This is a genomic window from Chelatococcus asaccharovorans (assembly GCF_003201475.1).
GTDB classification, from domain to species: domain Bacteria; phylum Pseudomonadota; class Alphaproteobacteria; order Rhizobiales; family Beijerinckiaceae; genus Chelatococcus; species Chelatococcus asaccharovorans.
The window spans coordinates 283743-309317 of sequence record NZ_QJJK01000007.1 but is presented as its reverse complement, the minus strand read 5'-3'; the positions used below and the strand labels follow the sequence as shown (position 1 = coordinate 309317).

Here is a 25575-nt window from a genome sequence, read left to right as displayed (position 1 = left end):
GAAGGTCGGCTGTCGCGTCAACGTCACGCTGTTGAGTTGGCAGCGGCCTGTACCATGCCCGAAGCGCGCCGTCGAGTATGCGCGACGGACTTTGGCCGCTGCGTCCATGCGTGAAGGAGCGACCAGACCCGCGCTCCAAGCCGACCTCGCCCCAAAGAGCTGTGATATGGGGACGTATTGTCCCGCGTGAAACCAATAAGCTGAGGCCGCGATGGCCCGCCCCATGCTCGTCCCCCTCATCGTCGCCTGCGCCCTGTTCATGGAGAACACGGACTCGACGGTAATCGCCACGTCCCTGCCGGCGATCGCGCTCGATCTCGGCGAAGACCCCATCGCGCTCAAGCTTGCGCTCACCTCCTATCTCGTCAGCCTGGCGGTGTTCATCCCGATCAGTGGGTGGATGGCGGACCGGTTCGGCGCCAAGACCATATTCCGCCTCGCCATGGCCGTGTTCATGCTGGGGTCTATCGGCTGCGCTTTTTCGCATTCGCTCGAGACCTTCGTGCTGGCGCGTTTCTTCCAGGGCATGGGCGGCGCCATGATGGTGCCGGTGGGCCGGCTGGTGCTGCTGCGCAGTGTGCCGCGCAACCAGATGGTGCAGGCGCTCGCCTATCTCTCCATCCCGGCGATGATAGGGCCGGTGTTCGGCCCGCCGCTGGGGGGCTTCATCACCACCTATTTCCACTGGCAGTGGATCTTCTTCATCAACATCCCGATCGGCATTGCGGGCATCGTGCTGGCGACAGTGTTCTTCGAGAACATCCGCGAGGAGGATGTGCCGCCGCTGGATGTCATCGGCGCGCTCCTGTCGGCCGGTGGCCTCTCGCTGGTCATGTTCGGCCTGGCGACCGGCGGCCGTCACCTCGTGCCACCGATCGTATCCTTCGGCGCCACCGTCGCGGGTGCAGTCTGCATCGCGAGCTATGTGCGCCACGCCCGGCGGGTACCGCATCCGGTGCTCGACTTCGAATTGCTGCGGATACCGACCTTCCGAATCGGCGTCGTCGCCGCCTTCCTGTTTCGTGTCGGCATCGGCGCGATCCCGTTCCTGCTGCCTTTGATGCTGCAGGTCGGCTTCGGGCTCGATCCATTGCATTCGGGGCTCATCACCTTTGCGTCAGCGGCCGGTGCGCTGTTCATGAAGACGCTCGCCGCGCGCATCCTGCGGCGCTACGGCTTCCGCCGCGTCATGACGATCAACGCGGTCATCGGCTCGGCCTTCCTCATCGTCCAGGGCTTCTTCACCGCCGACATGCCCTATCTCTTGATGATCGGACTGCTGCTGATCGGCGGCTGCTTCCGCTCCCTCCAGTTCACGGGGCTGAATGCGCTGACGTTCGCGGATGTGTCGAAGCGTGGCATGAGCCTCGCGACAAGCTTCTCCAGCGTTGCCCAACAGCTCTCCTTGAGTGTCGGCGTCGCCGTCGGCGCCTTCGTGCTCGAGGCCGTGAGCAGCCGCCACCCTGCCCCCGGCATCGTCGCGTCCGATTTCTGGCCGGCGTTCCTGACGGTCGCGCTGATTTCGGCGAGTTCGCTCTTCGTGCTGCGCGGCCTCAGCCCCCATGCCGGCGCCGAAGTCTCAGGCCACAGCGATCCCCGCAAGGCGACCGCGGGCAGCATCGAGGAACAGCGCCAGCCGGCGGAATGAGGCGCTCCGGCGCGCCTTACTCACCGGCGGCTTCAGCGGCCTTCGGAGCGCCGCGGCCCCGGAACCCCATCGCGAGCACATAGAGTTCCGCGGAATCGGAGCGGCTCGCGGCAGGCTTGATATGGCGCACGTCGCGAAAATCGCGCTTGAGATCGGCGAGAAGGGCGTTCTCCGTTCCGCCCTGGAGCACCTTCGCCAGGAAGGAGCCGCCCGGCGCCAGAATCTGGCGGGCGAAGTCGGCCGCCGTCTCGGCGAGGCCCATGATCTTGAGATGATCGGTCTTCCTGTGACCGGTTGCGTTGGCCGCCATGTCCGACAGGACGACGTCGGCGGGACCACCGAGCAGCGCGATCAGGCGATCGGGCGCCTCGTCGGCGAGAAAATCGAGCTGGATGAAATCGACGCCCGGCAAGGGATCGATCGGCAGGAGATCGATGCCGACGACACGCCCCGGCCCCTCCCCGGCGCCGTTGATGCCGACCTTGGCGGCGGCCACCTGCGACCAACCGCCGGGGGCCGCCCCGAGATCCACGATACGCTGTCCACGCTTGAGGATAGGGTGCTTCTGGTCGATCTCGATGAGCTTGAAGGCTGCCCGCGAGCGATAGCCTTCGCGTTTCGCCCGCGCGACATAGGGATCGTTCAACTGGCGGGCGAGCCACTTCTGCGACGCGAGCGTGCGCTTGCCCGCCGTCTTGACGCGCACCTTGAGCGCGCGTGGCGCCTCATCCGAACCCTTCTGCTTCATCAACCCCATCCACCACGCCAGACACCGTCCTCGCGCATAAGCGTCATGAGGATGCCCTCGCGCAAGCCCCTGTCGGCAATCCGCAGGCGCTCGCTCGGGAAGGCGCGGCGGATCGCCTCCAGGATCGCGCAGCCGGCCAGGACGAGGTCCGCACGCTCGCGCCCGATGCAGGGATTGGCCATGCGCTGGTCGTAGCCGGTGTCGAGGAGGTGGTCGATGACATCCGACACCTCGCTGTCGGCCATCCACAAGCCGTCGACGCGCCGGCGATCGTAGCGCGGCAGGGCGAGATGGACCCCGGCGATGGTCGTTACCGTCCCGGATGTCCCGAGCAGATGGAACCCGCGTTTCGACGCGGCGATGCCGGCGCGTTCCGCAAAACCTGCAACGAGCCGCGCCACATGCGACACCATCGCCTCGAAGGACTCGCGTGTGACATCGGCGCCGCCATGCAGTTCCGCGAGCGTCACGACGCCGGTCGGCATGGATTCCCAGGCGCGCACACGCTCACTTGTTTCGAGCCGCCCGGATGCGGCCGCTCCTTCGAGCCAGATGATCTCCGTGGACCCGCCGCCGATATCGAACACGATCACGGCATCGGCATCGGGGTCGGCAAGATTGGCGCATCCCGTGACGGCAAGATAGGCCTCGGTCTGCCGATCAACCACTTCCAGCGCGAGTCCGGTCTCGCGCTCGACGCGCTCGATAAATTGCGGGCCATTCACGGCCGCCCGGCAGGCTTCCGTGGCAATCAGGCGCGCGCGCGCCACCCCATTGGCATCGATCTTCGCGCGGCAGATCTTGAGCGCTTCAATGGCGCGGGCAATCGCCGGCTCCCCGAGCTGGTTGGCACGTGCCATCCCCTCGCCCAGACGCACGATCCGCGAGAACGCATCAACGACACGAAAGCCCCTGTAGGTCGGCTCAGCGACCAGCAGCCGGCAGTTGTTGGTTCCGAGATCAAGCGCGGCATAGGTATCCGCCCGCACCCCGCTGCGGCGCCAGCGCCGGCGGCGACCGCGTCTGCGCGGCTTTCTGATCTGCAGAGAAAGCCCCTCCACAGCATCGTTCTGTCGCGCCAGCACAGCAATGCTGTCGGCGCCTGCATCATCCATGACCACCACGGCCGTAAATCCTTGCGCGGCATGCGGCCGAGGACCAGCCACCTCGCCACGCTCTCATTCTCGGTCAGAGTAGCAGTGCAATGGATGCAATGCCAAGCGTTAACCGGTCGAAGTGGCGCGATGGCGCGGTCCGGCGGACGCACCCATTCGCCATGATTTCGCTTCAGAACAGCGAGCGGCGGCTTAATTAACGGTAAAATATACACATAACCATGTCTTTCAACCCGGATCCGTTCGTCAATCATCACGTCAAAAACTGATCTTTGTATATATCCACATACGCGATCAACATGCAGCTGCGCATTGATTGCAATGCCATCCCATTTCGAGGCATAGATACTTCATTCTAAAGGATATTTTTTCTACATATTACATTTTTACTTTCATTAACCATAATCCGATTGCGAGACAGACAATGAATATGGGCCATCTCAGGACAGTACTCGTACTCTTCGGTGCCATTGGAGGCACGGCCAGTGCTTTCGCGGCGGATCTGGGGATACCTCCCGTCCCGCCGCCGGAGCCCATTCCTCCGATTTTCACCTGGACCGGTCCCTATGCCGGGGTCAACGCGGGCTATGCCTTAGGGCGGCTGCGCACCAAGGTCGGCTGGGCCGGCCGGGGCGGTTACACCGCCGCCGACCCGGCCTTCACCGCCGTTCTCGGCCACACCAGCCGTGACCGCGGCGGCTTCACCGGCGGCGCGCAGGCCGGTTACAACTACCAGACGGGCGTGATCGTGCTCGGTGTCGAGGCCGACATCAATGCGCTCAAGATGCGCCGAGACGCGATCGCTTTCGCGCGCTATGCCAATGGAGAGACCGGGGACACCATCGATGCGGCGATGCGCAGCGGCCAGTCGCTGCATTGGGTGGCAACGCTGCGCCCGCGCATCGGTTGGGCCGTGTTCGACAGGTTCATGGTCTACGGCACCGGCGGCCTGGCTGTTGCCCGCGCCAGCCAGCGATCCCTGGGCTTTCTCGCCATCACGGAGGCGAGCGCCGCTCCTGCGCAAGCCAACGCTGCCGCAACGGCACAGACAATCAGCCATTTCGGGACAATGGGCCGGAACGGATCGGGCTACCGCTTCGGCTGGACTCTCGGCGGCGGTGCGGAATATGCCGTCACGGACCAAATCTCGATGAAGGGGGAGTTCCTTCACATCCACTTGAAAGCGCGCAATGTGGCGGCGGCGCCGCTCGATCCGGCGACCGAGGGTGTTGCCTTCGGCGCCCGGAATTCGTCCTCGGCGCAGGTGATCCGCGCGGGTGTGAACTACCGTTTCTGAACGCCCCAAGGGATTTCTGAACGCCCCAAGGGATTCCGGCTGCCACCGCCCGCGCGTCCTCAACGTGCGGGCGGTTGCGGCCATCGGCTTTTGACCACACCGGCAATGCGCCGCGCCGCCAACCGGCCTCGGGGCAACTGGGCAGCGTGGCGCCTGTCAGCGTGGCAGGCCGCGCCAGGGGCTCGCCGATTGCAACTCTGCGCGATCACACCATCTGAACATCTTCACGATGGCCGATCTTCGCGATGGCCGATCTTGGTGATGGCCGATCTTGGCGATTGCCGAGACAACGGAGCTTCGCCATAGTGCGCGATGAAAATCCTGACGGCGCTTGCCGCCATTGTCTGCACGGAGCCCACCAATGGACACGACAGAACCCCATGCCGCGGCCGGCACACCGGAGGAATCCGGCATGCCAATGAGCCTTTTCATCTCCACGATCGTGGTGTCTCTCGTGCTCATCGGCGTATTCACCGTCAGTCACTTCGGCTGAGACAGACGCTTGTTCCCATGAGGACGGCGCGCCCGCACCGAAGGCGCGCCGTTTTTGATTCGCAGGCGGCAAGCATCAGGCCGACGCGGGATGCAGCCGACAGAGGCCGTCCTCGCCGTCAGAGCGCGATGATACGCAGAACATGCCGGCTGACCGGGTCGACGAAAACCATCTTCCGGTCAGGCGAGATGAAATAGGAATAGCCTGCCAGAGCCGGCATGATCACATGGCGATGCCAGCCGCGCACACCGAGGCGCATGAAACCCGTGCCGGTGGGAAGCCATTCGAGATGACCGATGCCGGGTGCGAATGACACGTAGCCCGTCGCCGGGATCACGCTGGCAGTATGCGTCAGCGGGACATAGGACGGCACGATGCTGCCGGGAACAACCTTGAGGCCGCTCGCGACGGTGGGCAGAACGCCTTCGACGGCGGTCGCGCCGTAGCCCGCGACCGCAACGGCCCGGGTCGTGGCAACGACCGGGGTCGTGGCGACATAGGTCTGCGCCGAGGCCTCGGCGGCACCGGCAATGAGACCGGCCGCGGCAATACCGATAATCAGAAATGACTTCATAGCAATAACTCCTGTTGCCAATGGCATCAGGAGAACCGGCCGGAAATTTGATTGTTCCCACCATAGGATTGCAACCAGAGAGGGAATTCAGGCTATGACTGCACTGCTGTGCCCGAAGACCTCGCATCGCCTGATCATGGTTACCAAATGCTTTACGGCATTCGGTCAGAACGCCGTAAAGCCTTGCCGGATTTGCTCTAAGGCGCGGTCAGGCGTCGGTAGAGATGCCAGGTCGCGTGGCCGAGGACAGGCATGACAACGATCAGGCCCACAAGAAGCGGCAGCGAGCCGAGGATGAGGGTCCCGGCGACGATCGCGCCCCAGGTCAACATCGGGATAGGGTTGGTCGTGAAGGCGCGCACCGAGGTTGCCACGGCCGCGACGATGCCGACATGCCGATCGATCAGCAACGGGAATGAGATGCTGCCGGCCGCCAGCACCACGAGCGCGAAGAGAAAGCCGACGCCGCCGCCGATGAGGATCAGCGCCCAGCCCGCCGGCGTGCCGAACACATCGGCGATGAACTGCCCCATGGAGGAGGGATAAGCAGGCCCGAGGGTGAAATGGTAGACGACCATCGCGGCCAGAAGCCAGAGCAGGAAGAGCAGGGTCATGGCGAGACCGAGCATCGCGACCGAGCCAAAAGCCGGCGAGGAGAAGACCTTGAAGGCCTCGAACCAGCCGCCCCGCTGCCCCAGCTCGCGACGCCGGCTGACCTCGTAAAGCCCGGTCGCGGCAAACGGACCGAGCAGGGCAAAGCCTGACGCCAGCGGGAAGACGAGATGCAGCATAGAGCGGCCGACTGCCAGTTGGCTCAGCACGAGCCCTGCAATCGGATAGATCAGCATCACGAACAGCACATCCGAGCGATAGCTGATGAAATCCTGCCACCCTCGGCGCAGAGCCTCGCGGAGATCGTTGAAACCGATGCGATTGACAGGCAGCCGACGCGCACGAACGGCATCGCCTTGATGATAGATCGCATGCCCAAACCCGCCTGCCACCTGCGCGGTCTGGTTCAACTGGTCCCACATCCACTCGACCGGATTGCGTATCGTCATCTCGCCCACTCCCGAACGAACAGTCCGCAGGGCCGCTGGCGCAAGGCGATGCATTCGATCGAAGGCCGGCTGCCCAGCTTCGGGACGGGCCGTTATGCCTGACCGAACGGTACGGATCTGTTCCGGCGAGCGGGCGCTCCTCCCCGAACGTCCGACGCCGGGGATCGGGCACCGATCCGCCCCACCACAGCGACGATGAGAGCGATCATACGCCTCAGCGTCGTGAATGACCATGATTAAGGTTCGGCCGGCCTGGCACACGTGAAGGCGCGGCGAGGCAAGGCGGGTAAATCCGAAGGGTGCTTCAGGCCGACGCCTTGAGCCGAGCCAGCTCAATCCATCTGCATGACGATCCCATCCCGGATCGTGACGCGCCGGTCCATGCGCCTGGCGAGGTCGAGGTTGTGGGTCGCTATGACGGCGCCGACGCGTGATGCACGCACCAGGGCGATCAATGTATGGAAGACGTGGTCGGCGGTACCGGGATCAAGATTGCCCGTCGGCTCGTCGGCGAGGAGCACGCGCGGGCCGTTGGCAACCGCGCGGGCAATGGCGACGCGCTGTTGCTCGCCGCCGGACAATTCCGCCGGACGGTGCTTCAGGCGCTGCCCGATGCCGAGAAAGGTCAGAAGATCGGTCGCACGCTGCCCCGCCACCTTGCGATCCAGGCCCCGAATGAGCTGCGGCAGCACCACATTCTCGAGCGCCGAGAATTCCGGCAGAAGATGATGGAACTGATAGACGAAGCCAATGTCGACGCGCCTGAGACGGGTGCGCTCGCTGTCGTCCAGCTCGACCGTAGGCCTTGCCCCGATATAGACCTCGCCGGCATCCGGCCGCTCCAGGAGCCCCGCCACGTGCAGCAGGGTCGATTTTCCCGTACCGGACGGGGCGACCAACGCCACGATCTCGCCCGGCCAGACCGCGAAATCGGCGCCGCGCAGAATGTCGAGGGTCGCGGTTCCCTGGATATAGCGACGTTCCACCCGGGACAGGAACAAGGCAGGCGGCGGGGGCGCAGATGGACTCATTCCCAGGTCACCCGTAACGCAAGGCTTCGACAGGATCGAGCCGTGCGGCCCGCCAGCTTGGATAGAGCGTGGCTATGAGCGACAGCACGATCGCCATCGTGACCACCGTCACGACCTCGCCCGGCTCGATCACCGCCGGCAGCCGGCTGAGGAAGTAGAGCTCGGCCGGGAAGAGATTGGTGTCGGTGAGCCAGGACATGAAGGCGCGGATCCGCTCCACGTTGAGCGTGATGACGAGCCCGAGGAAGAAGCCCGCGATCGTGCCCACGATGCCGATCGAGGCACCGGTGATCAGGAACACCCGCATGACCGCGCCACGCGTCGCCCCCATCGTCCGCAGGATGGCGATGTCCTCGCTCTTGTCCTTCACCAGCATGATGAGGCCGGAGATGATGTTGAGCGCCGCCACGAGGACGATGAGCGTGAGGATGAGGAACATCACGTTGCGCTCGACCTCGAGGGCCGAAAAGAACGTCCGGTTGCGCTGACGCCAGTCGCTCATCATGATCGGCCGGCCGGCCGCCGCGTCGATGCGGTCGCGGGCCGTATCGACGTCATCGGCGTTCCGCAGGAATACCTCGATGAGGCTTACATCGCCGTCACGGTTGAAGAAGGCCTGCGCCTCCTGCATCGGCATATAGACGAAGGAGCCATCGAACTCCGACATGCCGATCTCGAACACCGCCACCACGGGATAGGACTTGATGCGCGGCGCGACACCCATCGGCGTCGCAGACCCGCGCGGCGAGATGATGGTGATGCTGTCGCCCACCCGCACCCCGAGAAACTCGGCGAGCCGGCGGCCGATGGCGACCCCTCCCTTCTCGTCGAATCCGGCGAGGGTGCCCTCGCGGATCGTGTTCGCGATGAAGGGAATGTGCTTGATGTCCTGCTCCCGGACACCGCGCACCAGCGCACCGCCGTTGTTGCCGCTCTGGGAGGCAGAGGCGAGCGCCTGCCCCTCGACGAGGGGAACCGCCAGCGTCACGCCGTCGACGCCGGCGATGCGCTGCGCAACCGCGGCATAGTCCGTGAGGGGCTGATCGATCGGCTGCACGAAAATATGCCCGTTCACGCCGACAATCTTGCTGAGGAGCTCCTCCCGGAAACCGTTCATCACGGACATGACGACGATGAGAGTCGCCACGCCCAGCATGATGCCCAGGAAGGAGAAGCCGGCGATGACGGAGATGAATCCCTCACGCCGCCGCGCCCTGAGATAACGCGATGCCAGCATCCACTCGAAACCAGCGAAGGGACGCGTCGAATCCGATCCGGGTTCTGCGCTCATTCTTTACCCGTTTCCGGCTCCTCGATTACACAGACGCGGGGATCAACCAGCGACCTTGTTGACAGCCTCCTCGACGGATAGAAGCTCGCGCTCATCGCTGCCGCGCCGCTTCACCTCCACCTTTCCGTCGGCAAGCCCCTTCGGGCCGACGACGACCTGCCAGGGCAGCCCGATCAGATCGGCGGTGGCGAATTTCGCACCCGGCCGGTCGTCGGTGTCGTCATACAGCACCTCACGACCACGCAGGCCGAGCGCATGATAGATCTTGAGCGAAGCTTCGTCGGTCGCGGCGTCGCCGACCTTCAGATTGAGGAGCGCGACATCGAAGGGGGCCACCGGCTCCGGCCAGATGATGCCCTTCTCGTCATGGCTCGCCTCGATCAAGGCGGCGACGAGACGCGACGGCCCAATGCCGTAGGAGCCCATGTGAACAGGGACTTCGTGGCCGTCCGGCGCGGTCACGGTGGCGCCCATCGGCGCCGAGTACTTGGTCCCGAAATAGAAGATGTGGCCGACCTCGATGCCGCGCGCCGAGAGTTTGTCGCCCTCGCTGATGGCGGCATAGCGCGCCTCGTCGTGCTTCTCCGACGTCGCGGCATAGAGCGAGGTCCACGAATCGACGATGTCCTGGAGCCCGGCGACATCGTCAAAATCGGTCTCGGCGCCGGGGATGGGGAAGTCGAGGAAATCCTTGTGGCAGAAGACTTCGCTTTCGCCCGTATCCGCCAGGATGATGAACTCGTGACTGAGGTCACCGCCGATCGGCCCCGTGTCGGCCTGCATCGGAATGGCGCGCAGGCCGAGCCGCGCGAACGTCCTGAGATAGGCCACGAACATCTTGTTGTAGGAGTGGCGCGCGCCCTCCTTGTCCAGGTCGAAGGAATAGGCGTCCTTCATCAGAAACTCACGCGAACGCATGGTGCCGAAGCGCGGCCGGATCTCGTCCCTGAACTTCCATTGGATGTGGTAGAGGTTGAGCGGCAGATCCTTGTAGGACTTGACCGACGCCCGGAAGATCTCGGTGATCATTTCCTCGTTGGTCGGGCCGAACAGCATCTCGCGCTCATGGCGGTCGGCGATGCGCAGCATTTCCTTGCCGTAAGCGTCATAACGCCCGGATTCGCGCCACAGCTCCGCCGACTGGATGGTCGGCATGAGGAGCTCGACGGCACCCGCGCGATTCTGCTCCTCGCGGACGATCGCCGAAATCCTGTTCAGGACTTTGAGGCCGAGCGGCAGCCAAGCGTAAATTCCGGCCGATTCCTGGCGGATCATACCCGCGCGCAGCATCAGACGGTGGGAAACAATGTCCGCCTCCTTGGGCGTTTCACGCAGGACGGGAAGGAAGTAGCGGCTGAGGCGCATCGGGACCTTGCATCAAGAGACTAAGACGATCATTGAGATTCGAGAGGATCGACACAACACCTCTACCGCCGAAAATACAAGCAGTCCCCGGCATATTGGCGTCTGCAGGCCATTCGCCGCGCGTTCGGCGACACCATCGCCGCGTCGCGCAGCGCTCCCCCCGACGTCGTGCGACGGCCCGCCTACGCGCCTCTCAGCGGATCGCGACGGCCCACAGACTTACCGCCGATTGCGGCAGACGCGCGGCTGCCAAAGCTCCGATCCACCACGTCGACGCCCAATGTGCAGGCATTTTCGGTACCGACTTTGCTTTGCGCTGCATGCGTCCGGCATGGCGTGATGCGCAATTGCAAAAAATGCAGGCATGCTATGCTCAAAAGGATGACAACGCCTTTTAGATCGACTATGGATTGTGGCGGATGAATGTCCTGACCGGGATTAACTGGTATCAGGATACGGTCCAGGTCTCGGGAGGAAATATCGCCGTTTCAGAAAAAGGCGTGCAGGCGCTGCATCGAAAGGCGATAAAAGAAAATCCATTCTCGAAGCAAGGCGAAAGCCTTGCTTTTTTTTCTGAGCGAAGCGCAAGCGCCTGTTGTCAAGGCCCCGAGACGCATTTCATCTTCGCAGACAATGATTCAAAATCGCGACATAGCTCGCTGATATTATTTGAATTTTCGAGCAATGTGGGAGCTTGTGAACGGTCTTGGCCGCGATCACGCGGAGGCCCGCGTCGAGCGGCCTCAGTTCCAGTGCCCGCTGCGCGCGAGGCTGATCAACGGACCGCACCGATCAACGGAACATGGGGTGGCTGATGTGATCGCCCGGCTTGGCGCCAATCCGCGCGGCTGTGCCGGCATTCAGCTCGAGAACGCCAAGGACTGGCTCGCCAGACGGAATAAGCCGCTCGGAGAACGGCTCGGTGTGCTCCTCGATGCGTGCGATCGTGCCATCTTTGCGGATGAACAGCATGTCGAGGGGCAGGTAGGTGTTGCTCATCCACATGGTCACGGGCTGCACCTCCTGAAAGTCGAAGAGCATGCCGCGATCGGCAGGCAGATAGCGCCGCTCCATCAGACCACGGCCTCGCTGCGCCGCGGTGCGCATCACCTCGACGGAAAAGGCATGTCTGCCGCTCGTTGTGGAGATCGTGAGGTCCTCGAGCCCCGTCTGCGCATTGACAAGCATGATGGCATCGCCCGGATGCGGCTGGCCCTGCGCGGGCGGAATCCAGACGAGCGGCGCCAGCAGCGCCGAGACCAACAGAAGCTTAAAGGCCGCAGCGAACCCGGTGAACACGACCATGAGACCCTCTTAAGCCAGAACGCGGCGATGGTTGCTTATGCCCCCGTCGCTGACAAGACACCTCATCTCGATCGCGCCTCCCTCACTATCACATCCCAGGCGCAAAGGGACCAACGCGCTGTCGCTCACGGTTGAGCGCACCGGCATGACGCAGTGCCTTGAAGGCATGAAACGCAATTGAAGGCATGAAACGCAAGCGCTGCCCGTGCCTGTGCAAGCCAAACGGGCGCTCCTGTCAGCGGGCCTTGAAAAATCCAACCGGGCCGCGCCAGGCCGGGATGTGACGTCGATCCATCCCGACAGCCTGTCATCACGACGGGCCCTGCGCTGAACAATCGCCTGCCCGCCGATCATTGTACAAAATTGAATAAAATCAGTAATTTGGTCGTAAAATCAAACAAAATGAATCAGGATCTGCGGCTCAATGCGACGCGGGGGCCATGCCGCCGTCGAGAGGCCGAACCTCCGCGGCCATCAAGCCCTTCGGGCCATTGCCGAAACGCACGAGCACCATCTGACCGGGCTTCAGTTCCATCAGACCGTACCGGCGCAGCGTTTCCATATGGACGAAGATGTCCGGCGTCCCCTCGCCGCGGGTCACGAAACCGAAGCCGCGCAAGCGGTTGAACCATTTGACCTCGACCTGCTCGAGCCCGCTCGTGGGGACAACGGTCACGCGGGTGCGCGCCGGCAGCTCCGAGGGATGGATCGCCGACGTTTCATCCATGGAGATGATGCGGAAGGCCTGCAGCCCGCGGGAGCGCTGCACCGCCTCACAGACCACGCGAGCGCCTTCATTGGCGGTCTCGTAGCCGTCGCGGCGAAGGCAGGATACGTGGAGAAGCACGTCCGGCATGCCGTTGTCCGGAACGATGAAGCCAAACCCCTTGGAAACGTCGAACCATTTGATGCGCCCGACCACCTCAATGAGATCGAGCGCACGGTCTCCTTCGGCAACGTCGGATTGGGTGAGGCCGGAAACTGCCTCGTCTGCTTTTTGTTGTCCGATGTGCGGACCAATTAAACTTGTTTCAAAATCGTTGGACATTGAACCACCAGCCGAATCACAAATGTCAATTTACAAGCGCGAGAATAACATCGCGTCCAAGGCGGCAAAGTCAGAAAGGCATGCGGTTGGACCGCCCGCCATGGAGATATCTTAAGATCTTATTGCACGGGGAAAAGAAAAAACGACAGGGGGAGTGCAACTTTCCGTTGCACTCCCGAACGTTAGAGGTTGCAGAGAGCCCGCACTCAGTTACCGCGCAAGGCGTCCACGCGATCGCGCGCTTCCTGAGCAAGCGTGCGAATTTGTCCCCAGTTGCGCTCAGTGACAGCTTTTAGCGGAACGAGCCATGAACCGCCGACGCAGACCACCTGCGGCAGGGTCAGATAATCTTTCAAATTGTCCGGATCGACACCGCCGGTCGGACAGAAGGTGGCGTCCGGGAATGGCCCGGAGAGCGCCTTCAGCATCTTGACACCGCCAGCGAGACCTGCCGGGAAAAACTTCACCAGCGAACGGCCGAGCGCCATGGCGCTCATCAGCTCGGACGCGGTTGCGATGCCCGGCAGCCACGGCAGATCGGCCGCGACCGCCGCATGGTGGAGCGGTTCATTGAAGCCGGGGCTGACGGCAACGGCTGCGCCCGCCTCCTTGACCGCCGCGAAATGCTCCGGCAGCGTCAGCGTGCCGGCTATAACGAGCACATCGGGGCATTGGCGGGCGACGGCTTCTACAGCCTTGAGGCCGGCGGCCGTGCGCAGGGTCAGCTCGACGACGTCGATGCCGCCATCGGCAAGGGCCTGCGTGAGAGGGACTGCGGCCTCGATATCGGGAACCGTGACGACGGGCACCACGCCGCACCGCCGGATACGCTCTACATAACCTTGCATCAGTCCAATCCCATTCACGCGTTCGAAACGGCCCGTGGCCATGTGGCCCGTGGTAACCCGCGGACCATAGCGACCGATGGCGACGTCCGTCACTATGCCTTATGGGACGGGGACGATCCAAGGGCGATGCAAGGGTGATCCATGGGTGATCCATGGGTGATCCATGCGTGATCCATGACGCGCCATCCGTGACCGGGCGATTGGCGCGCGCTGTGTCAGAATCAGTCGAACTCTGTCACATCTCTGATCTTGCCTGTAACGATTGCGCGCCAGCATGGATCAAGGGCCTTCCGTGGACCTCCCCCCGACTTCACCAGCCCAGCCGCATCGCCCGCCGCGCCCCCGCCTCCCGCTGGTCGATGTCGCGCGTGGCGTCGCCATCGTGGCGATGGTCATCTATCATTTCAGCTGGGATTTGAGCTTTTTCGGCCTCGTGGCCACGGATGTCGCCACGGCGCCGGGATGGCGTCTCTTCGCCCAGATGATCGCCGGATCCTTTCTCGGCCTCGTCGGTGTCGGGCTGGTCCTTGCCCACGGCGACGGGATCCGCTGGCGTCCTTTCCTGCGCCGCCTCGGCCTCATTGCGCTGGCCGCGGCGGCGGTCACGCTGGGCTCCTATCTGCTCTTTCCGGACAGCTTCATCTTCTTCGGCATCCTCCACGCCATCGCCTTGACGAGCCTGCTCGGTCTGGCCTTCGTGCGACTGCCCTCAATCGTGACGGCAATCGCTGCGGCGATCGCCTTCGCGCTGCCCGCGCTCGCGTCCTCGGCCTTCTTCAATGCGCCCGGCTTGCTTTGGCTCGGCCTCGCGACCCGCGTGCCCTCGACCAACGACTATATCCCGCTCCTGCCGTGGTTCGGCTGCGTGCTGTCCGGGATTGTGATCGCCCAGCTCCTCCTGCGGCGCCCGCCCCTGCCGGGTTGGCTGCGACAGGAGGCGCCGGGTTCCGTGGGGCGCGGCCTCGTCTTTGCCGGGCGGCACAGCCTCGCCATCTATCTCCTCCATCAACTCGTGCTGCTCGGCCTGCTCTGGGCCTTCGTGCAGGTGGCAGAGCCCGCCCGCACCACGCCCTTCCAGCGCAGTTGCGCCAGGGCCTGCATCGACAACGGCAGCGATGCCGCCACCTGCTCGCGCTATTGCAGCTGCGCCAGCGATGCCATCTCCCGCCTGGATATGTGGGACAAGATGAACGCCAACAGCCTTCAACCCGAGGAGCGGCAACAGCTCAGCGGCGCATTCCGGCAATGCCGCGCCGGCGCGGAACGCCCGGCGCCGTGAGGATCGGTCCCGAGGTCGAGCCCGCCGCAAAACGCACGCCGGTGGACATGAGGCGTTGAGGAACCGCAATTGCGGGCTTATACGTCCCACTCCGCGATGAATGCGTGCCCGTCTAGCTTCTGCTTTGTCTGAACAGGTCGATCCGATGAATCCGCTCCAACGCGCCGTTGACGCCCTTCGGCGAGGCGACAGCCCGTTGCTCACCAGCGTTGCCGACGGGCAGGATGGGCTCGTCGTCGCGGATCTGGTGCGGGCGCTCGCGGACGAGGACAAGGCTGCAGCGCTCGTCTATGTGCTGCGCGACGACCGCCGGCTTGCGGCGACCGAGGCCGCGCTCGGCTTCATCGCGCCGGAACTCGAAGTGCTGAGCCTGCCGGCCTGGGATTGCCAGCCCTATGACCGCGTGTCGCCCACCGCCGCCATCACCGCGCGGCGCATGATGGCGCTCGCGCGGCTGGCGTCCTCCCGCTCCTCCGCCGAGAAGCCGCGCCTTCTCCTGACTACGGTCAACGCCCTCCTGCAGCGCGTGCCGCCGGTCGCCCTGATGGCCCGCGACAGCCTGTCGGCCGCGCCGGGCAACACGGTCGATATGGACGCGCTGGTGCAATGGCTGGAGATCAACGGTTTCCAGCGGACCGCCACCGTGCGCGACACCGGCGAATATGCGGTGCGCGGCGGCATCGTCGATCTCTATGCGCCCGGCTTGCCGGAGCCGCTGCGCCTCGATTTCTTCGGCGATACGCTCGAGTCGATCCGCGCCTTCGACGCGGAGACCCAGCGCACCACGCACCAGCTGCGCTCGCTCGATCTCGTGCCGATGAGCGAGGTGAAGCTCACCACCGACACCATCCGCCGCTTCCGCCAGGGCTATGTCACGGCCTTCGGCGCCGCGACGCGGGACGACACACTCTATGAGGCGGTGAGCGAGGGGCGCCGGCACCCGGGGCTCGAGCATTGGCTGCCGCTCTTCTATGAAGGGCTGGACACGGTCTTCGACTATGTGAAGGGCGCGCCCTTGGCCTTCGACCCGCTGGCGGAAGACGCCGCCGGCGAGCGGCTCGCCCAGATCAAGGACTATTATGAGGCCCGCCGCGCGAGCCCCGCCTCCGGCGCGACCGGCGGCGCCCCGCCCTACAAGCCGTTGCCGCCCGATGCGCTCTATCTCGGCGAACGGGAATGGAACGAGCGGCTCAAGGCTGGCGCGACCCTGCGCTTCTCGCCTTTCGCCCAGCCGGAAAGCGAAGCGCGCCTCGTCATCGATGCAGGCGGCAAGGCGGGACGCAGCTTCGCGCCGGAACGCGCCGACGGCGCCATCAACATCTTCGAGGCGGCGGTCGCCCATATCCGCGACTTGCAGGCCAAAGGCCGCAAGGTTGTCGTCGCGGCCTGGTCGGAAGGGTCGCGCGAGCGTCTCGGCTCCGTGCTCGCGGACCATGGGCTGAAAAAGGCGACGGCCGTCGGCCGTCTCTCGGTCGCCCTCGGGCTGCCGGCCGGCGAGGTCGCGCTCGCGGTCTGGGGCCTGGAGGCCGGCTTCGAGGCGGGCGATCTCGCGGTCGTCGGCGAGCAGGACATCCTCGGCGACCGGCTCGTCCGCCAGACGCGCAAGTCGCGCCGCGCGCAGGATTTCATTTCCGAGGTGTCGAGCCTGTCGGCCGGCGATCTCGTGGTCCATGTCGATCACGGCATCGGCCGCTTCGTCGGCCTGCAGACCATCGACGTCGCGGGCGCGCCACACGACTGCCTCGAACTGCATTATCTCGGTGGCGACAAGCTGTACCTGCCGGTCGAGAACATCGACCTCCTGTCGCGCTACGGCTCCGAGGATACGGAGGTCGCGCTTGACAAGCTCGGCGGCGCCGCCTGGCAGGCGCGCAAGGCCAAGCTCAAGCAGCGCATCCGCGAGATGGCGGGCGCGCTCATCAAGGTGGCCGCCGCGCGCGCCCTCAAGGAGGCGCCGCGGATCGTCCCGCCGCACGGGCTCTACGACGAATTCGCGGCGCGCTTCCCCTATGACGAGACCGAGGATCAGCAGAACGCGATCGACGCGGTGCTGGACGACCTCGCCTCCGGCCGGCCGATGGACCGCCTCGTCTGCGGCGACGTCGGCTTCGGCAAGACGGAAGTTGCCCTGCGCGCGGCCTTCGCCGTGGCGCTCTCGGGCCGTCAGGTCGCCGTGGTCGTACCCACGACCCTGCTCGCGCGTCAGCATTTCCGGGCCTTCGAGGAGCGCTTCCAGGGACTGCCGATCAAGGTGGCCCAGGCGTCGCGCTTCGTTCCGGCCGCCGAGTTGAAGGCCGTGAAAGCCGGTCTCGCCGACGGCACGGTCGATATCGTCGTGGGGACCCACGCCCTCCTCGGCAAGGCGATCCGTTTCAGGGAGCTCGGCCTCATCATCGTCGATGAGGAGCAGCATTTCGGCGTGAGCCACAAGGAACGCCTGAAGGATCTGCGCGCCGAGGTGCATGTGCTGACGCTGACCGCCACGCCAATCCCGCGCACGCTGCAGCTGGCATTGACCGGCGTACGCGAACTCTCGCTGATCGCGACGCCGCCCGTTGACCGGCTGGCTGTGCGCACCTTCATCTCGCCCTTCGACCCGCTGTCGGTGCGCGAGGCGCTGCTGCGCGAGCGCTATCGCGGCGGCCAGTCGTTCTATGTCTGTCCCCGCATCGACGATCTGGCAGAGGTCAAATCCTTCCTCGATCGCGAGGTGCCCGAGGTGAAGGTGGCGGTCGCCCACGGGCAGATGGCCGCCGGCCAGCTCGAAGACGTCATGACAGCCTTCTACGAGGGCAAGTTCGACCTTCTGTTGTCGACGACGATCGTCGAATCCGGCCTCGACATCCCGCGCGCCAATACCCTGATCGTGCATCGCGCGGACATGTTCGGCCTCGCCCAGCTCTATCAGCTGCGTGGCCGTGTCGGCCGCGCCAAGCTCAGGGCCTATGCGCTGCTCACGGTGCCCGCGAACCGGCGGCTGACCCAGAGTGCGGAGCGCCGCCTCAAGGTGCTGCAGTCGCTCGACACGCTGGGGGCTGGTTTCCAGCTCGCGAGCCACGATCTCGACATCCGCGGCGCCGGCAATCTTCTCGGCGAGGAGCAATCCGGGCATATCAAGGAGGTCGGCTACGAACTCTACCAGCAGATGCTGGAAGAAGCGGTGGCCCAGCTCAAGGCCGGGGTCGAGGATACCGAGGAGGGAGCCTGGTCGCCGACCATCACCGTCGGCACACCGGTGATGATCCCCGACAGCTTCGTGCCCGATCTCGACGTGCGTCTCGAACTCTACCGGCGCCTGTCGACCCTCGACACCGACGCGGAGATCGAGGGCTTCGGCGCCGAGCTCATCGACCGCTTCGGCAAGCTGCCTGAAGAAGTCGAGCAGTTGCTCAAGATCGTCTCGATCAAGGCCTTGTGCCGCAGGGCGAATGTGGAGAAAGTCGAAGCGGGGCCGAAAGGCGTCATCGTCTCGTTCCGCGACAACGCCTTCGCCAATCCGGAAGGGCTCGTCGCCTATATCGCCGAGCAGGGTTCGCTGGCCAAGGTGCGGCCGGACATGCGTATCGTCTTCATCGACGATTTCGCAACGCCCGCCCACCGCCTCAAGGGCACCACCGCCATCATGCGCGATCTCGCGCGTATCGCTGAACGCAAGAAGGCGGCGTGACCGAATGGCCTCTGCGATGCAAACTTGGCCGAACGAGCACGGCACAGCCGCCGGAATGGATGAGGAGACACGATCCGCATGGCCAGTCGCGTGATTCCCGTACCGCCCTTCACCCTCGTCATTTTCGGCGCGACTGGCGATCTTGCCCAGCGCAAGCTCCTGCCCGCTCTCTTCCACCGGGATCTCGCGGGCCAGCTGCCCGACGAAGGCAGCATCATCGGCACCTCTCGGCGCGATCTCAGCGACGAAGAATTCCAGGCCTTCGCGCGCAAGGCGATCGCCGACCATGTGCCGTCGCACGAGCTAGAGGATGAGGCGCTGGGCCGCTTCCTCAACCGCCTGTCCTATGTCAGCACCGACGCGGGCTCGGACCGCGGGTGGGACAAGCTGGGCGAACGCCTGTCCGGCGAGGGCGGTCCCATCCGCGTCTTCTATCTCGCGACGGGGCCGGACCTTTTCGGGCCGATCTGCCAGCGCATCGGCAGCCACGGTTTCGTGGACGAACACACGCGCGTGGTGGTGGAAAAGCCGATCGGCAAAGATCTGGAATCGGCGCGCGCTGTCAACGATGCCGTCGGCAAGGTCTTCCCCGAGGAGAGCGTCTACCGCATCGACCACTATCTCGGTAAGGAGACGGTGCAGAACCTGATGGCGCTCCGCTTCGCCAATGCCCTGTTCGAGCCGGTGTGGAACGCCGCCCATATCGACCATGTGCAGATCACGGTCGCCGAGTCGCTCGGGCTGGAGGGCCGCGCCGGCTACTACGACACAGCCGGCGCCATGCGCGACATGGTGCAGAACCACATCCTGCAACTCCTCTGCCTCGTGGCCATGGAACCGCCCACCTCGATCGCCGCGGATTCCGTGCGCGACGAGAAGCTCAAGGTGCTGAAGTCGCTCGTTCCGATCGATTCCACCAATGCCGCGGCGCTTACCGTGCGCGGCCAGTATCGCGCCGGCGCCTCGGCGGGTGGCGCCGTGCCGGGATATCTTGAGGAACTGGGTGCGCCATCGAGCCGCACCGCGACCTTCGTCGCGCTCAAGGCCGAGATCGCCAACTGGCGCTGGGCGGGCGTGCCCTTCTATCTCAGAACCGGCAAGCGGCTGGCGAGCCGTGTCTCCGAAATCGTGGTCACCTTCCGCAAGATCCCGCATTCGATGTTCGGCAGCGATGCAGGCGACATCGAAAGCAACCGCCTCGTCATCCGTCTGCAGCCCGATGAAGGCGTGAAGCTCTGGCTGATGATCAAGGATCCCGGCCCGGGCGGCATGCGGCTGCAGCATGTGCCGCTCGACATGACCTTCGCGGAGGCCTTCAAGGCCCGCAATCCCGATGCCTATGAGCGGCTCATCCTTGACGTCGTGCGCGGCAACCAGACCCTGTTCATGCGCCGCGACGAGGTCGAGGCAGCCTGGACCTGGGTCGATCCGATCATCGACGCGTGGCGCGACACAACCGAAGGCCCGAAGCCCTATACCGCCGGCACCTGGGGACCCTCCGCCGCCATCGCCCTGATCGAACGCGACGGCCGCACCTGGTACGAGGACGGGGTTTAACTTTTTTCGCCTTCCCCTGAGGCGTCCCCTCTCCACCCAACACCGCTGTTGCCGTGTTGGGCTCTACAAGAATGCCAAGTTGGCAACAGCCAACTTGGCGCGGGAGAGGGATAGGGTGAGGGTTCATAACCTGCACCGGGTCCCCCACCTGGCGAAAGAGAGGTTAAAAGCGGCGCCCAGGGCGCCTCACCTCACCGGGATGGCCGGGACAAGCCCGGCCATCCCGGAAAAGTGCCCCCCTATTCCTGGGTCGGCGTAAAGGTGGCCGACAGGTAATAGAGGTTGCCGGGGAAGACTTGCCGGGCGTGGGTGATCGATTCCCCGCCGCGCCAGGTCCGGCGCTCGACCACAAGGCAGGCCGTCTCGGGCGGGATATCGAGGGCTGCTGCATAGGCCTCGCCCGCATTGAGTGAGCGGATCCGATGTTCGGCCTGCGTCCAGGGGACGTGGCCGAGCAGCCATGTCCCGGGAGGTTCGCTCGCGAAATCGACGTCCGCCGCCATGGGCACGGCTGCCAGATTGAGACGTCGCACCTCGAAGGCGAAGGGCTCGCCGGCCGCGAAATGGCGACAGGTGAGGAGAAGGACATCCGCGCCGGCCTCGACCACCAGCAGTTGGCGGTCCTCGGGTGTCGCGCGGCGGCGCTGGCTTGATATCAGCTCGTAGCGATAGGCCTGCCCCCGGCTGACGATTTCCGCCTTGATGTCAGGGATCTCGAGGACAGCGGACTGAACCTGCGGGCGTGCCACAAAGGACCCGGCACGGCGGCGGCGCTCGATCAATCCAATTTCGGCAAGCCGCGACATCACCTTGTTCACGGTCATGCGCGAGCAGCCGTATTCCTGCATCAGCTCATGCTCGAAGGGAATGCGGTAGCCCGGCGGCCAGGCGCCGGAAACGATATTGCCTTCGATGTCAGCCCTGATCCGCTGATGGATGGAATCGGTCTGCGCCCGCCTCGGCGGCGCGATGGCATCGTTCATTCGGCCAGGACCTTGGCGAGCGTTGCCTTGTAGCGCGCTTCAATCGCGTCGCGCGACAGGTGTCGCCCCGCCTGCACGACCTGCCGCCCATGCCGCCAGACGCTGTCGACGATCGGACGCCGCGACGCGAAGATCCAGCCGTCGACATAACCGTCGGTACGCTGCCCGTCGGCGAAAGCCGAGGCATCGAGGGCGACGATGTCGGCGGATTGACCGACCGCCAGTTCCCCCACCGCGACGCCGAGCGCCCGCGCACCGCCGCGGCGCGCGGCATCGAACAGGCTGCGCCCGGTGGACCGATTGGCTCCGGCCGCCATCACATTGCGGCTGCGCAGCGCCAAACGCTGGCTGTATTCGAGCATCGCGAGCTCTCCGGGCACGTCGATCAGGATGTTGGAATCAGTGCCGACGCCATAATAGCCGCCGGCCCCCGCAAAGCGATCGGCCGGGAAGATCCCGTCGCCGAGATTGGCTTCGGTCAGCGGGCAGAGGCCGGCCGTCGCGCCGCTCGCTGCGAGCGCCATGGTCTCAGCATCGGTCATATGGGTAGCGTGGATCAGGCACCAGCGGCGATCGACCGGCGTGCCCTTCTCGGCCATCGCCTGCATCAGCCATTCCACCGGCCGCTTGCCGCTGAAGGCGACGCTGTCCTCAACCTCCTTCACCTGTTCGGCGACGTGAATATGCAGAGGCCCTTCCGGCGCGAGTTGCACGACCTCCATCAGTTCGTCCGCCGTCACGGCCCGCAGGCTGTGGGGAGCCACGCCGATATTGGCAGCCGGAAGGTTCGCGATGCTGGTTCGCGCGCGCTCCAATAAGACAGCGAATTGATCAAGTGAATTGACGAAGCGACGCTGGCCCTCGGTGGGAGGCAGGCCGCCGAAACCGGCATGGGCATAGAAGACCGGCAGCAAGGTCAGCGCGATGCCGGTAGCCTCCGCGGCGGCGGCAATCCGCGCGCTGAGCTCGCCGATATCGGCATAGGCCGCGCCATCGCGATCATGATGCAGATAGTGGAATTCACCGACGCGGGTGAAGCCAGCCTCCAGCATTTCGGCATAGGCGAGCGCCGCGATCGCCTCCACATCGTCCGGGGTCAGCCGGTCAAGAAAGCGGTACATGACCTGACGCCAGCTCCAGAAGCTGTCCCGGCTTTCGCCGCGCACTTCGGCAAGGCCGGCCATGCCGCGCTGGAAGGCATGGCTGTGCAGATTCGGCTGGCCGGGCAGGCCGATGCCATGACGCGCATCGCCGGGCGCGGCGGCGACGCCCGCGTCCAGCGCGATAATCTGCCCGCCCTCGATGGTGAGGCGCACACCGTCCTGCCAGCCCTTTTCCGTCAGTGCCGATTGAAACCACAGGTGCATGCCGCCCTCCATCAACTGCGCTTGACAGCCCCTTATATGTCTATACAAGAAATATGTATAGGCATTTTAAAATCAGCCACCAGGCCAAACAGAGGGTGGAGATAACGATGGTAGGCGAAACGGCACCGAACCCATCGCAAGCGGACCCGACGCATCCGCGCATCTGGCTGAACGCGCGCATCGCGACGATGGCCCCATCCCGGGCGGGTCTTGGTGGGCGCGAAGGTCTTGGAACCATCGAGGGCGGCGCCATCGCCACCGTGGGTGGGCGGATCATTCATGTCGGCGATGCGGCCGATCTGCCCGTGCTCCCCGACGCGGAGCGCATCGACTGCGAAGGCCGCTGGATCACGCCTGGCTTGATCGACTGCCATACCCATCTCGTCTTCGGCGGGGACCGCAGCCACGAGTTCGAGCTGCGCCTCGCCGGTGCAAGCTATGAGGAGATCGCGCGGGCGGGCGGCGGCATCAATTCCACCGTGACAGCGACGCGGAACGCCAGCGAGGATGAGCTCGTCGCGGCGAGCCTGGCGCGGCTCGACCGGCTGATGGCCGACGGGGTCACGACGGTCGAGGTCAAATCCGGCTACGGCCTCTCGGCCGATGCGGAGCTGAAGCAACTGCGTGCGGCGCGGCGCCTCGGCGGGCTGCGGCACGCCGACATCGTGACGACCTTCCTCGGCGCCCACGCCCTGCCGCGCGAGTTCGACGACAAGGACCGCTTCATCGACGTGCTGATCGCCGACATCCTGCCGCGCGTCGCCAAGGAAAAGCTTGCGGATGCGGTCGACGCCTTCTGCGAGGGCATCGCCTTCTCACCCGCCCAGTGCGAGCGCTTCTTCAAGGCCGCGCAGGCGCTCGGCCTCCCCGTCAAAATCCATGCCGACCAGCTCTCGGATCTCGGCGGTGCGGCGCTGGCCGCGCGCCTCGGCGCCTTGTCCGCCGATCATCTCGAATATACGAGCGATCAGGGCGCAGCCGCCATGGCCGCCGCCGGCACGGTCGCCGTCATCCTGCCGGGTGCCTTCTACTTCCTGCGCGAGACGCACAAGCCGCCGATCGAGGCCTTTCGCCGGCACGGCACGCCGATGGCCGTCGCGACAGACTGCAATCCCGGCACCTCGCCGCTGACCTCGCTGCTGCTCGCCATGAACATGGCCGCAACGCTGATGCGCATGACGGTCGACGAATGCCTCCTCGGCGTGACGCGCGAAGCAGCCCGGGCTCTCGGGCGACAGGACCACATTGGCACCCTCGAGGTCGGCAAGCAGTGCGACCTCGCCATCTGGGACATCGAGCGTCCCGCAGAACTCGTTTATCGCATGGGGTTCAGCCCACTCCATGCGCGCGTATGGAGAGGACAATGACTTCGATCACACTTGAGCCTGGCCGCATCCCGCTTGACGCCTGGCGCGCCATCTATCGCGGCGCCGGCGTCGCCCTCGACGCGAGCGTGCGTCCCGCCATAGCACGCTCGGCGGAGGCGGTGGCCAGCATCGTCGCCAAGGGCGAGCCGATCTACGGCATCAATACCGGCTTCGGCAAGCTCGCCTCGATCCAGATCGGCCTCCACGAGCTGGAGACCCTGCAGCGTAACATCGTGCTCTCCCATGCCGCCGGCGTTGGCGAGCCGATGCCGGTTCCGGTCGCGCGGCTGATGATGGCGCTCAAGCTCGCAAGCCTCGCCCGCGGCGCCTCGGGCGTGAAGCTTGAAACCATCGACATGCTGCTCGCCTTTCTCGACAAGGGCATCACGCCGGTCGTGCCGGCGCAGGGCTCGGTCGGCGCCTCGGGCGACCTCGCCCCGCTCGCCCATATGACGACCGTGATGATCGGCGTGGGCGAGGCCTTCGTCGATGGCGTGCGCATACCTGCCGCCAAGGCGCTCGCGCAGGCGGGCCTGAAACCGCTGACGCTCGGCGCCAAGGAAGGGCTCGCGCTCCTCAACGGCACGCAGTTCTCTACCGCCAACGCGCTTGCCGGCTTGTTTGAAACGGAGCGCCTGTTCCAGACGGCGCTCGTCACCGGTGCCCTCTCCACCGACGCCGCGCGCGGCTCGGACGCCCCCTTCGACAGGCGTATCCATGACCTGCGCGGCCACGCCGGCCAGCGCGAGGTGGGCGCCGTGCTGCTCACCCTCATGGCCGGCAGCGCGATCCGCCAGTCGCATCTGACCGGCGACGACCGCGTCCAGGACCCCTATTGCCTGCGCTGCCAGCCGCAGGTCATGGGCGCCTGCCTCGACCTCCTGCGGCAGGCGGCCGCCACTCTGACCATCGAGGCAAACGGCGTTTCCGACAATCCGCTTGTCTTCGCGGATGACGGCGAGGTCATTTCCGGCGGCAACTTCCATGCCGAACCCGTGGCCTTCGCCGCGGATATGATCGCCATGGCGATCTGCGAGATCGGCTCGCTCTCCGAGCGCCGCATCACGCTCCTGACCGACCCCGCGCTGTCGCGCCTGCCGGCCTTCCTCACGCCGAAGCCCGGCCTCAACTCCGGCTTCATGATCCCGCAGGTCACCGCCGCCGCCCTCGTCTCCGAGAACAAGCAGAGCGCCTTCCCGGCGAGCGTCGATTCCATCCCGACCTCTGCCAACCAGGAAGACCATGTCTCCATGGCGGCCCACGGCGCCCGTCGCCTCATCCGCATGGCCGAGAACCTGACCGGCGTCATCGGCATCGAGCTGCTCGCCGCCGCGCAGGGTTGCGACTTCCACAAGCCGCTCGCCTCGAGCGCGCCGCTTGAAGCCGTGCGCGACCGGCTGCGCCGCGAGGTGCCGACGCTGGAGGATGACCGCTATTTCCATCCGGACATGGCGGCCGCCAATGCGCTCATCCGCGCCGGCGAAATCATCAAGGCAGCCGATCACGCCCTGCCGGGCCTGGAGGGGTAAGC

General features: G+C 65.2%; 21 protein-coding genes. 9 read left to right on the top strand and 12 right to left on the bottom strand.

Annotation, left to right across the window (positions count from 1 at the left end; translation table 11 throughout):
• Positions 1 to 211 precede the first annotated feature (211 nt).
• A complete protein-coding gene (locus C7450_RS18160; protein ID WP_110375858.1) occupies positions 212 to 1648 on the top strand; it encodes a DHA2 family efflux MFS transporter permease subunit in 1437 nt (478 codons plus the stop codon).
• Between the two features lie 16 nt (positions 1649 to 1664).
• Here C7450_RS18160 and C7450_RS18155 read toward each other — a convergent pair whose 3' ends face one another.
• Both C7450_RS18155 and C7450_RS18150 read right to left on the bottom strand, forming a co-directional pair.
• Entirely contained in the window at positions 1665 to 2396 is a 732-nt protein-coding gene (locus tag C7450_RS18155) for an RlmE family RNA methyltransferase (protein ID WP_110375857.1), read from the bottom strand.
• On the bottom strand, positions 2396 to 3562 hold the full coding sequence (locus C7450_RS18150) for a Ppx/GppA phosphatase family protein (RefSeq protein WP_245449890.1): 1167 nt from the start codon (positions 3560 to 3562) through the stop codon (positions 2396 to 2398). Before C7450_RS18150 ends, C7450_RS18155 begins: the two co-directional genes overlap by 1 nt.
• Positions 3563 to 3935: 373 nt before the next feature.
• On the opposite strand from C7450_RS18150, the gene C7450_RS18145 reads away from it, so the two are divergent.
• Both C7450_RS18145 and C7450_RS34900 read left to right on the top strand, forming a co-directional pair.
• Positions 3936 to 4808, top strand: coding sequence for an outer membrane protein (locus C7450_RS18145; RefSeq protein WP_110375855.1), 873 nt, complete (start codon positions 3936 to 3938; stop codon positions 4806 to 4808).
• A 361-nt stretch (positions 4809 to 5169) separates the two neighbouring features.
• Positions 5170 to 5301, top strand: coding sequence for a hypothetical protein (locus C7450_RS34900; RefSeq protein WP_281064276.1), 132 nt, complete (start codon positions 5170 to 5172; stop codon positions 5299 to 5301).
• 118 nt (positions 5302 to 5419) lie between these two features.
• On the opposite strand, the gene C7450_RS18140 is transcribed toward C7450_RS34900, so the two are convergent.
• From C7450_RS18140 to proS, 5 genes are all read right to left on the bottom strand, one after another.
• Entirely contained in the window at positions 5420 to 5875 is a 456-nt protein-coding gene (locus C7450_RS18140) for a hypothetical protein (RefSeq protein ID WP_110375854.1), read from the bottom strand.
• A 197-nt stretch (positions 5876 to 6072) separates the two neighbouring features.
• Positions 6073 to 6936, bottom strand: a complete 864-nt coding sequence (locus C7450_RS18135; protein WP_110375853.1) for a DUF2189 domain-containing protein — start codon at positions 6934 to 6936, stop codon at positions 6073 to 6075.
• Between the two features lie 332 nt (positions 6937 to 7268).
• A complete protein-coding gene (locus C7450_RS18130; protein WP_110375852.1) occupies positions 7269 to 7967 on the bottom strand; it encodes an ABC transporter ATP-binding protein in 699 nt (232 codons plus the stop codon).
• A 7-nt stretch (positions 7968 to 7974) separates the two neighbouring features.
• Positions 7975 to 9258 carry a lipoprotein-releasing ABC transporter permease subunit gene (locus tag C7450_RS18125; RefSeq protein WP_110375851.1) on the bottom strand — a complete coding sequence of 428 codons (1284 nt, stop codon included), beginning with the start codon at positions 9256 to 9258 and terminating at the stop codon, positions 7975 to 7977.
• A gap of 42 nt (positions 9259 to 9300) precedes the next feature.
• Positions 9301 to 10623: a proline--tRNA ligase gene (gene proS, locus C7450_RS18120; RefSeq protein WP_110375850.1), complete on the bottom strand. Its 1323-nt coding sequence runs from the start codon at positions 10621 to 10623 to the stop codon at positions 9301 to 9303.
• A gap of 419 nt (positions 10624 to 11042) precedes the next feature.
• Here proS and C7450_RS33605 point away from each other — a divergent pair, with 419 nt between their 5' ends.
• On the top strand, positions 11043 to 11438 hold the full coding sequence (locus C7450_RS33605; protein ID WP_146227388.1) for a hypothetical protein: 396 nt from the start codon (positions 11043 to 11045) through the stop codon (positions 11436 to 11438).
• Here the strand turns inward: C7450_RS33605 and C7450_RS18115 are convergent.
• The 3 genes from C7450_RS18115 to eda form a co-directional block, all read right to left on the bottom strand.
• Positions 11416 to 11928, bottom strand: a complete 513-nt coding sequence (locus C7450_RS18115) for a DUF192 domain-containing protein (protein ID WP_110375849.1) — start codon at positions 11926 to 11928, stop codon at positions 11416 to 11418. The two genes, C7450_RS33605 and C7450_RS18115, sit on opposite strands and share 23 nt — an antisense overlap.
• 421 nt (positions 11929 to 12349) lie before the next feature.
• On the bottom strand, positions 12350 to 12976 hold the full coding sequence (locus C7450_RS18110; protein WP_110375848.1) for a cold-shock protein: 627 nt from the start codon (positions 12974 to 12976) through the stop codon (positions 12350 to 12352).
• A gap of 206 nt (positions 12977 to 13182) precedes the next feature.
• Positions 13183 to 13824 (bottom strand): bifunctional 4-hydroxy-2-oxoglutarate aldolase/2-dehydro-3-deoxy-phosphogluconate aldolase, encoded by a 642-nt coding sequence (eda, locus tag C7450_RS18105; RefSeq protein ID WP_110376001.1) that lies wholly within the window; start codon positions 13822 to 13824, stop codon positions 13183 to 13185.
• Between the two features lie 292 nt (positions 13825 to 14116).
• Here eda and C7450_RS18100 point away from each other — a divergent pair, with 292 nt between their 5' ends.
• The 3 genes from C7450_RS18100 (at position 14117) to zwf (ending at position 20327) form a co-directional block, all read left to right on the top strand.
• Positions 14117 to 15103: a heparan-alpha-glucosaminide N-acetyltransferase gene (locus C7450_RS18100; RefSeq protein ID WP_170147301.1), complete on the top strand. Its 987-nt coding sequence runs from the start codon at positions 14117 to 14119 to the stop codon at positions 15101 to 15103.
• A 100-nt stretch (positions 15104 to 15203) separates the two neighbouring features.
• A complete protein-coding gene (gene mfd, locus C7450_RS18095; protein ID WP_245449888.1) occupies positions 15204 to 18770 on the top strand; it encodes a transcription-repair coupling factor in 3567 nt (1188 codons plus the stop codon).
• 78 nt (positions 18771 to 18848) lie between these two features.
• Positions 18849 to 20327: a glucose-6-phosphate dehydrogenase gene (gene zwf, locus C7450_RS18090; RefSeq protein ID WP_110375845.1), complete on the top strand. Its 1479-nt coding sequence runs from the start codon at positions 18849 to 18851 to the stop codon at positions 20325 to 20327.
• A gap of 239 nt (positions 20328 to 20566) precedes the next feature.
• Here the strand turns inward: zwf and hutC are convergent, their stop codons facing one another.
• Together hutC and C7450_RS18080 are read right to left on the bottom strand one after the other, a co-directional pair.
• Positions 20567 to 21310, bottom strand: a complete 744-nt coding sequence (hutC, locus tag C7450_RS18085; protein WP_110375844.1) for a histidine utilization transcriptional repressor HutC — start codon at positions 21308 to 21310, stop codon at positions 20567 to 20569.
• Positions 21307 to 22677, bottom strand: a complete 1371-nt coding sequence (locus C7450_RS18080) for a formimidoylglutamate deiminase (RefSeq protein WP_110376000.1) — start codon at positions 22675 to 22677, stop codon at positions 21307 to 21309. Before C7450_RS18080 ends, hutC begins: the two co-directional genes overlap by 4 nt.
• Before the next feature lie 107 nt (positions 22678 to 22784).
• Here C7450_RS18080 and hutI point away from each other — a divergent pair, with 107 nt between their 5' ends.
• Complete coding sequence (hutI, locus tag C7450_RS18075; protein ID WP_110375843.1) at positions 22785 to 24044, top strand: imidazolonepropionase; 1260 nt, start codon at positions 22785 to 22787, stop codon at positions 24042 to 24044.
• A complete protein-coding gene (gene hutH / locus C7450_RS18070) occupies positions 24041 to 25573 on the top strand; it encodes a histidine ammonia-lyase (protein WP_110375842.1) in 1533 nt (510 codons plus the stop codon). Before hutI ends, hutH begins: the two co-directional genes overlap by 4 nt.
• Positions 25574 to 25575: the final 2 nt, after the last annotated feature.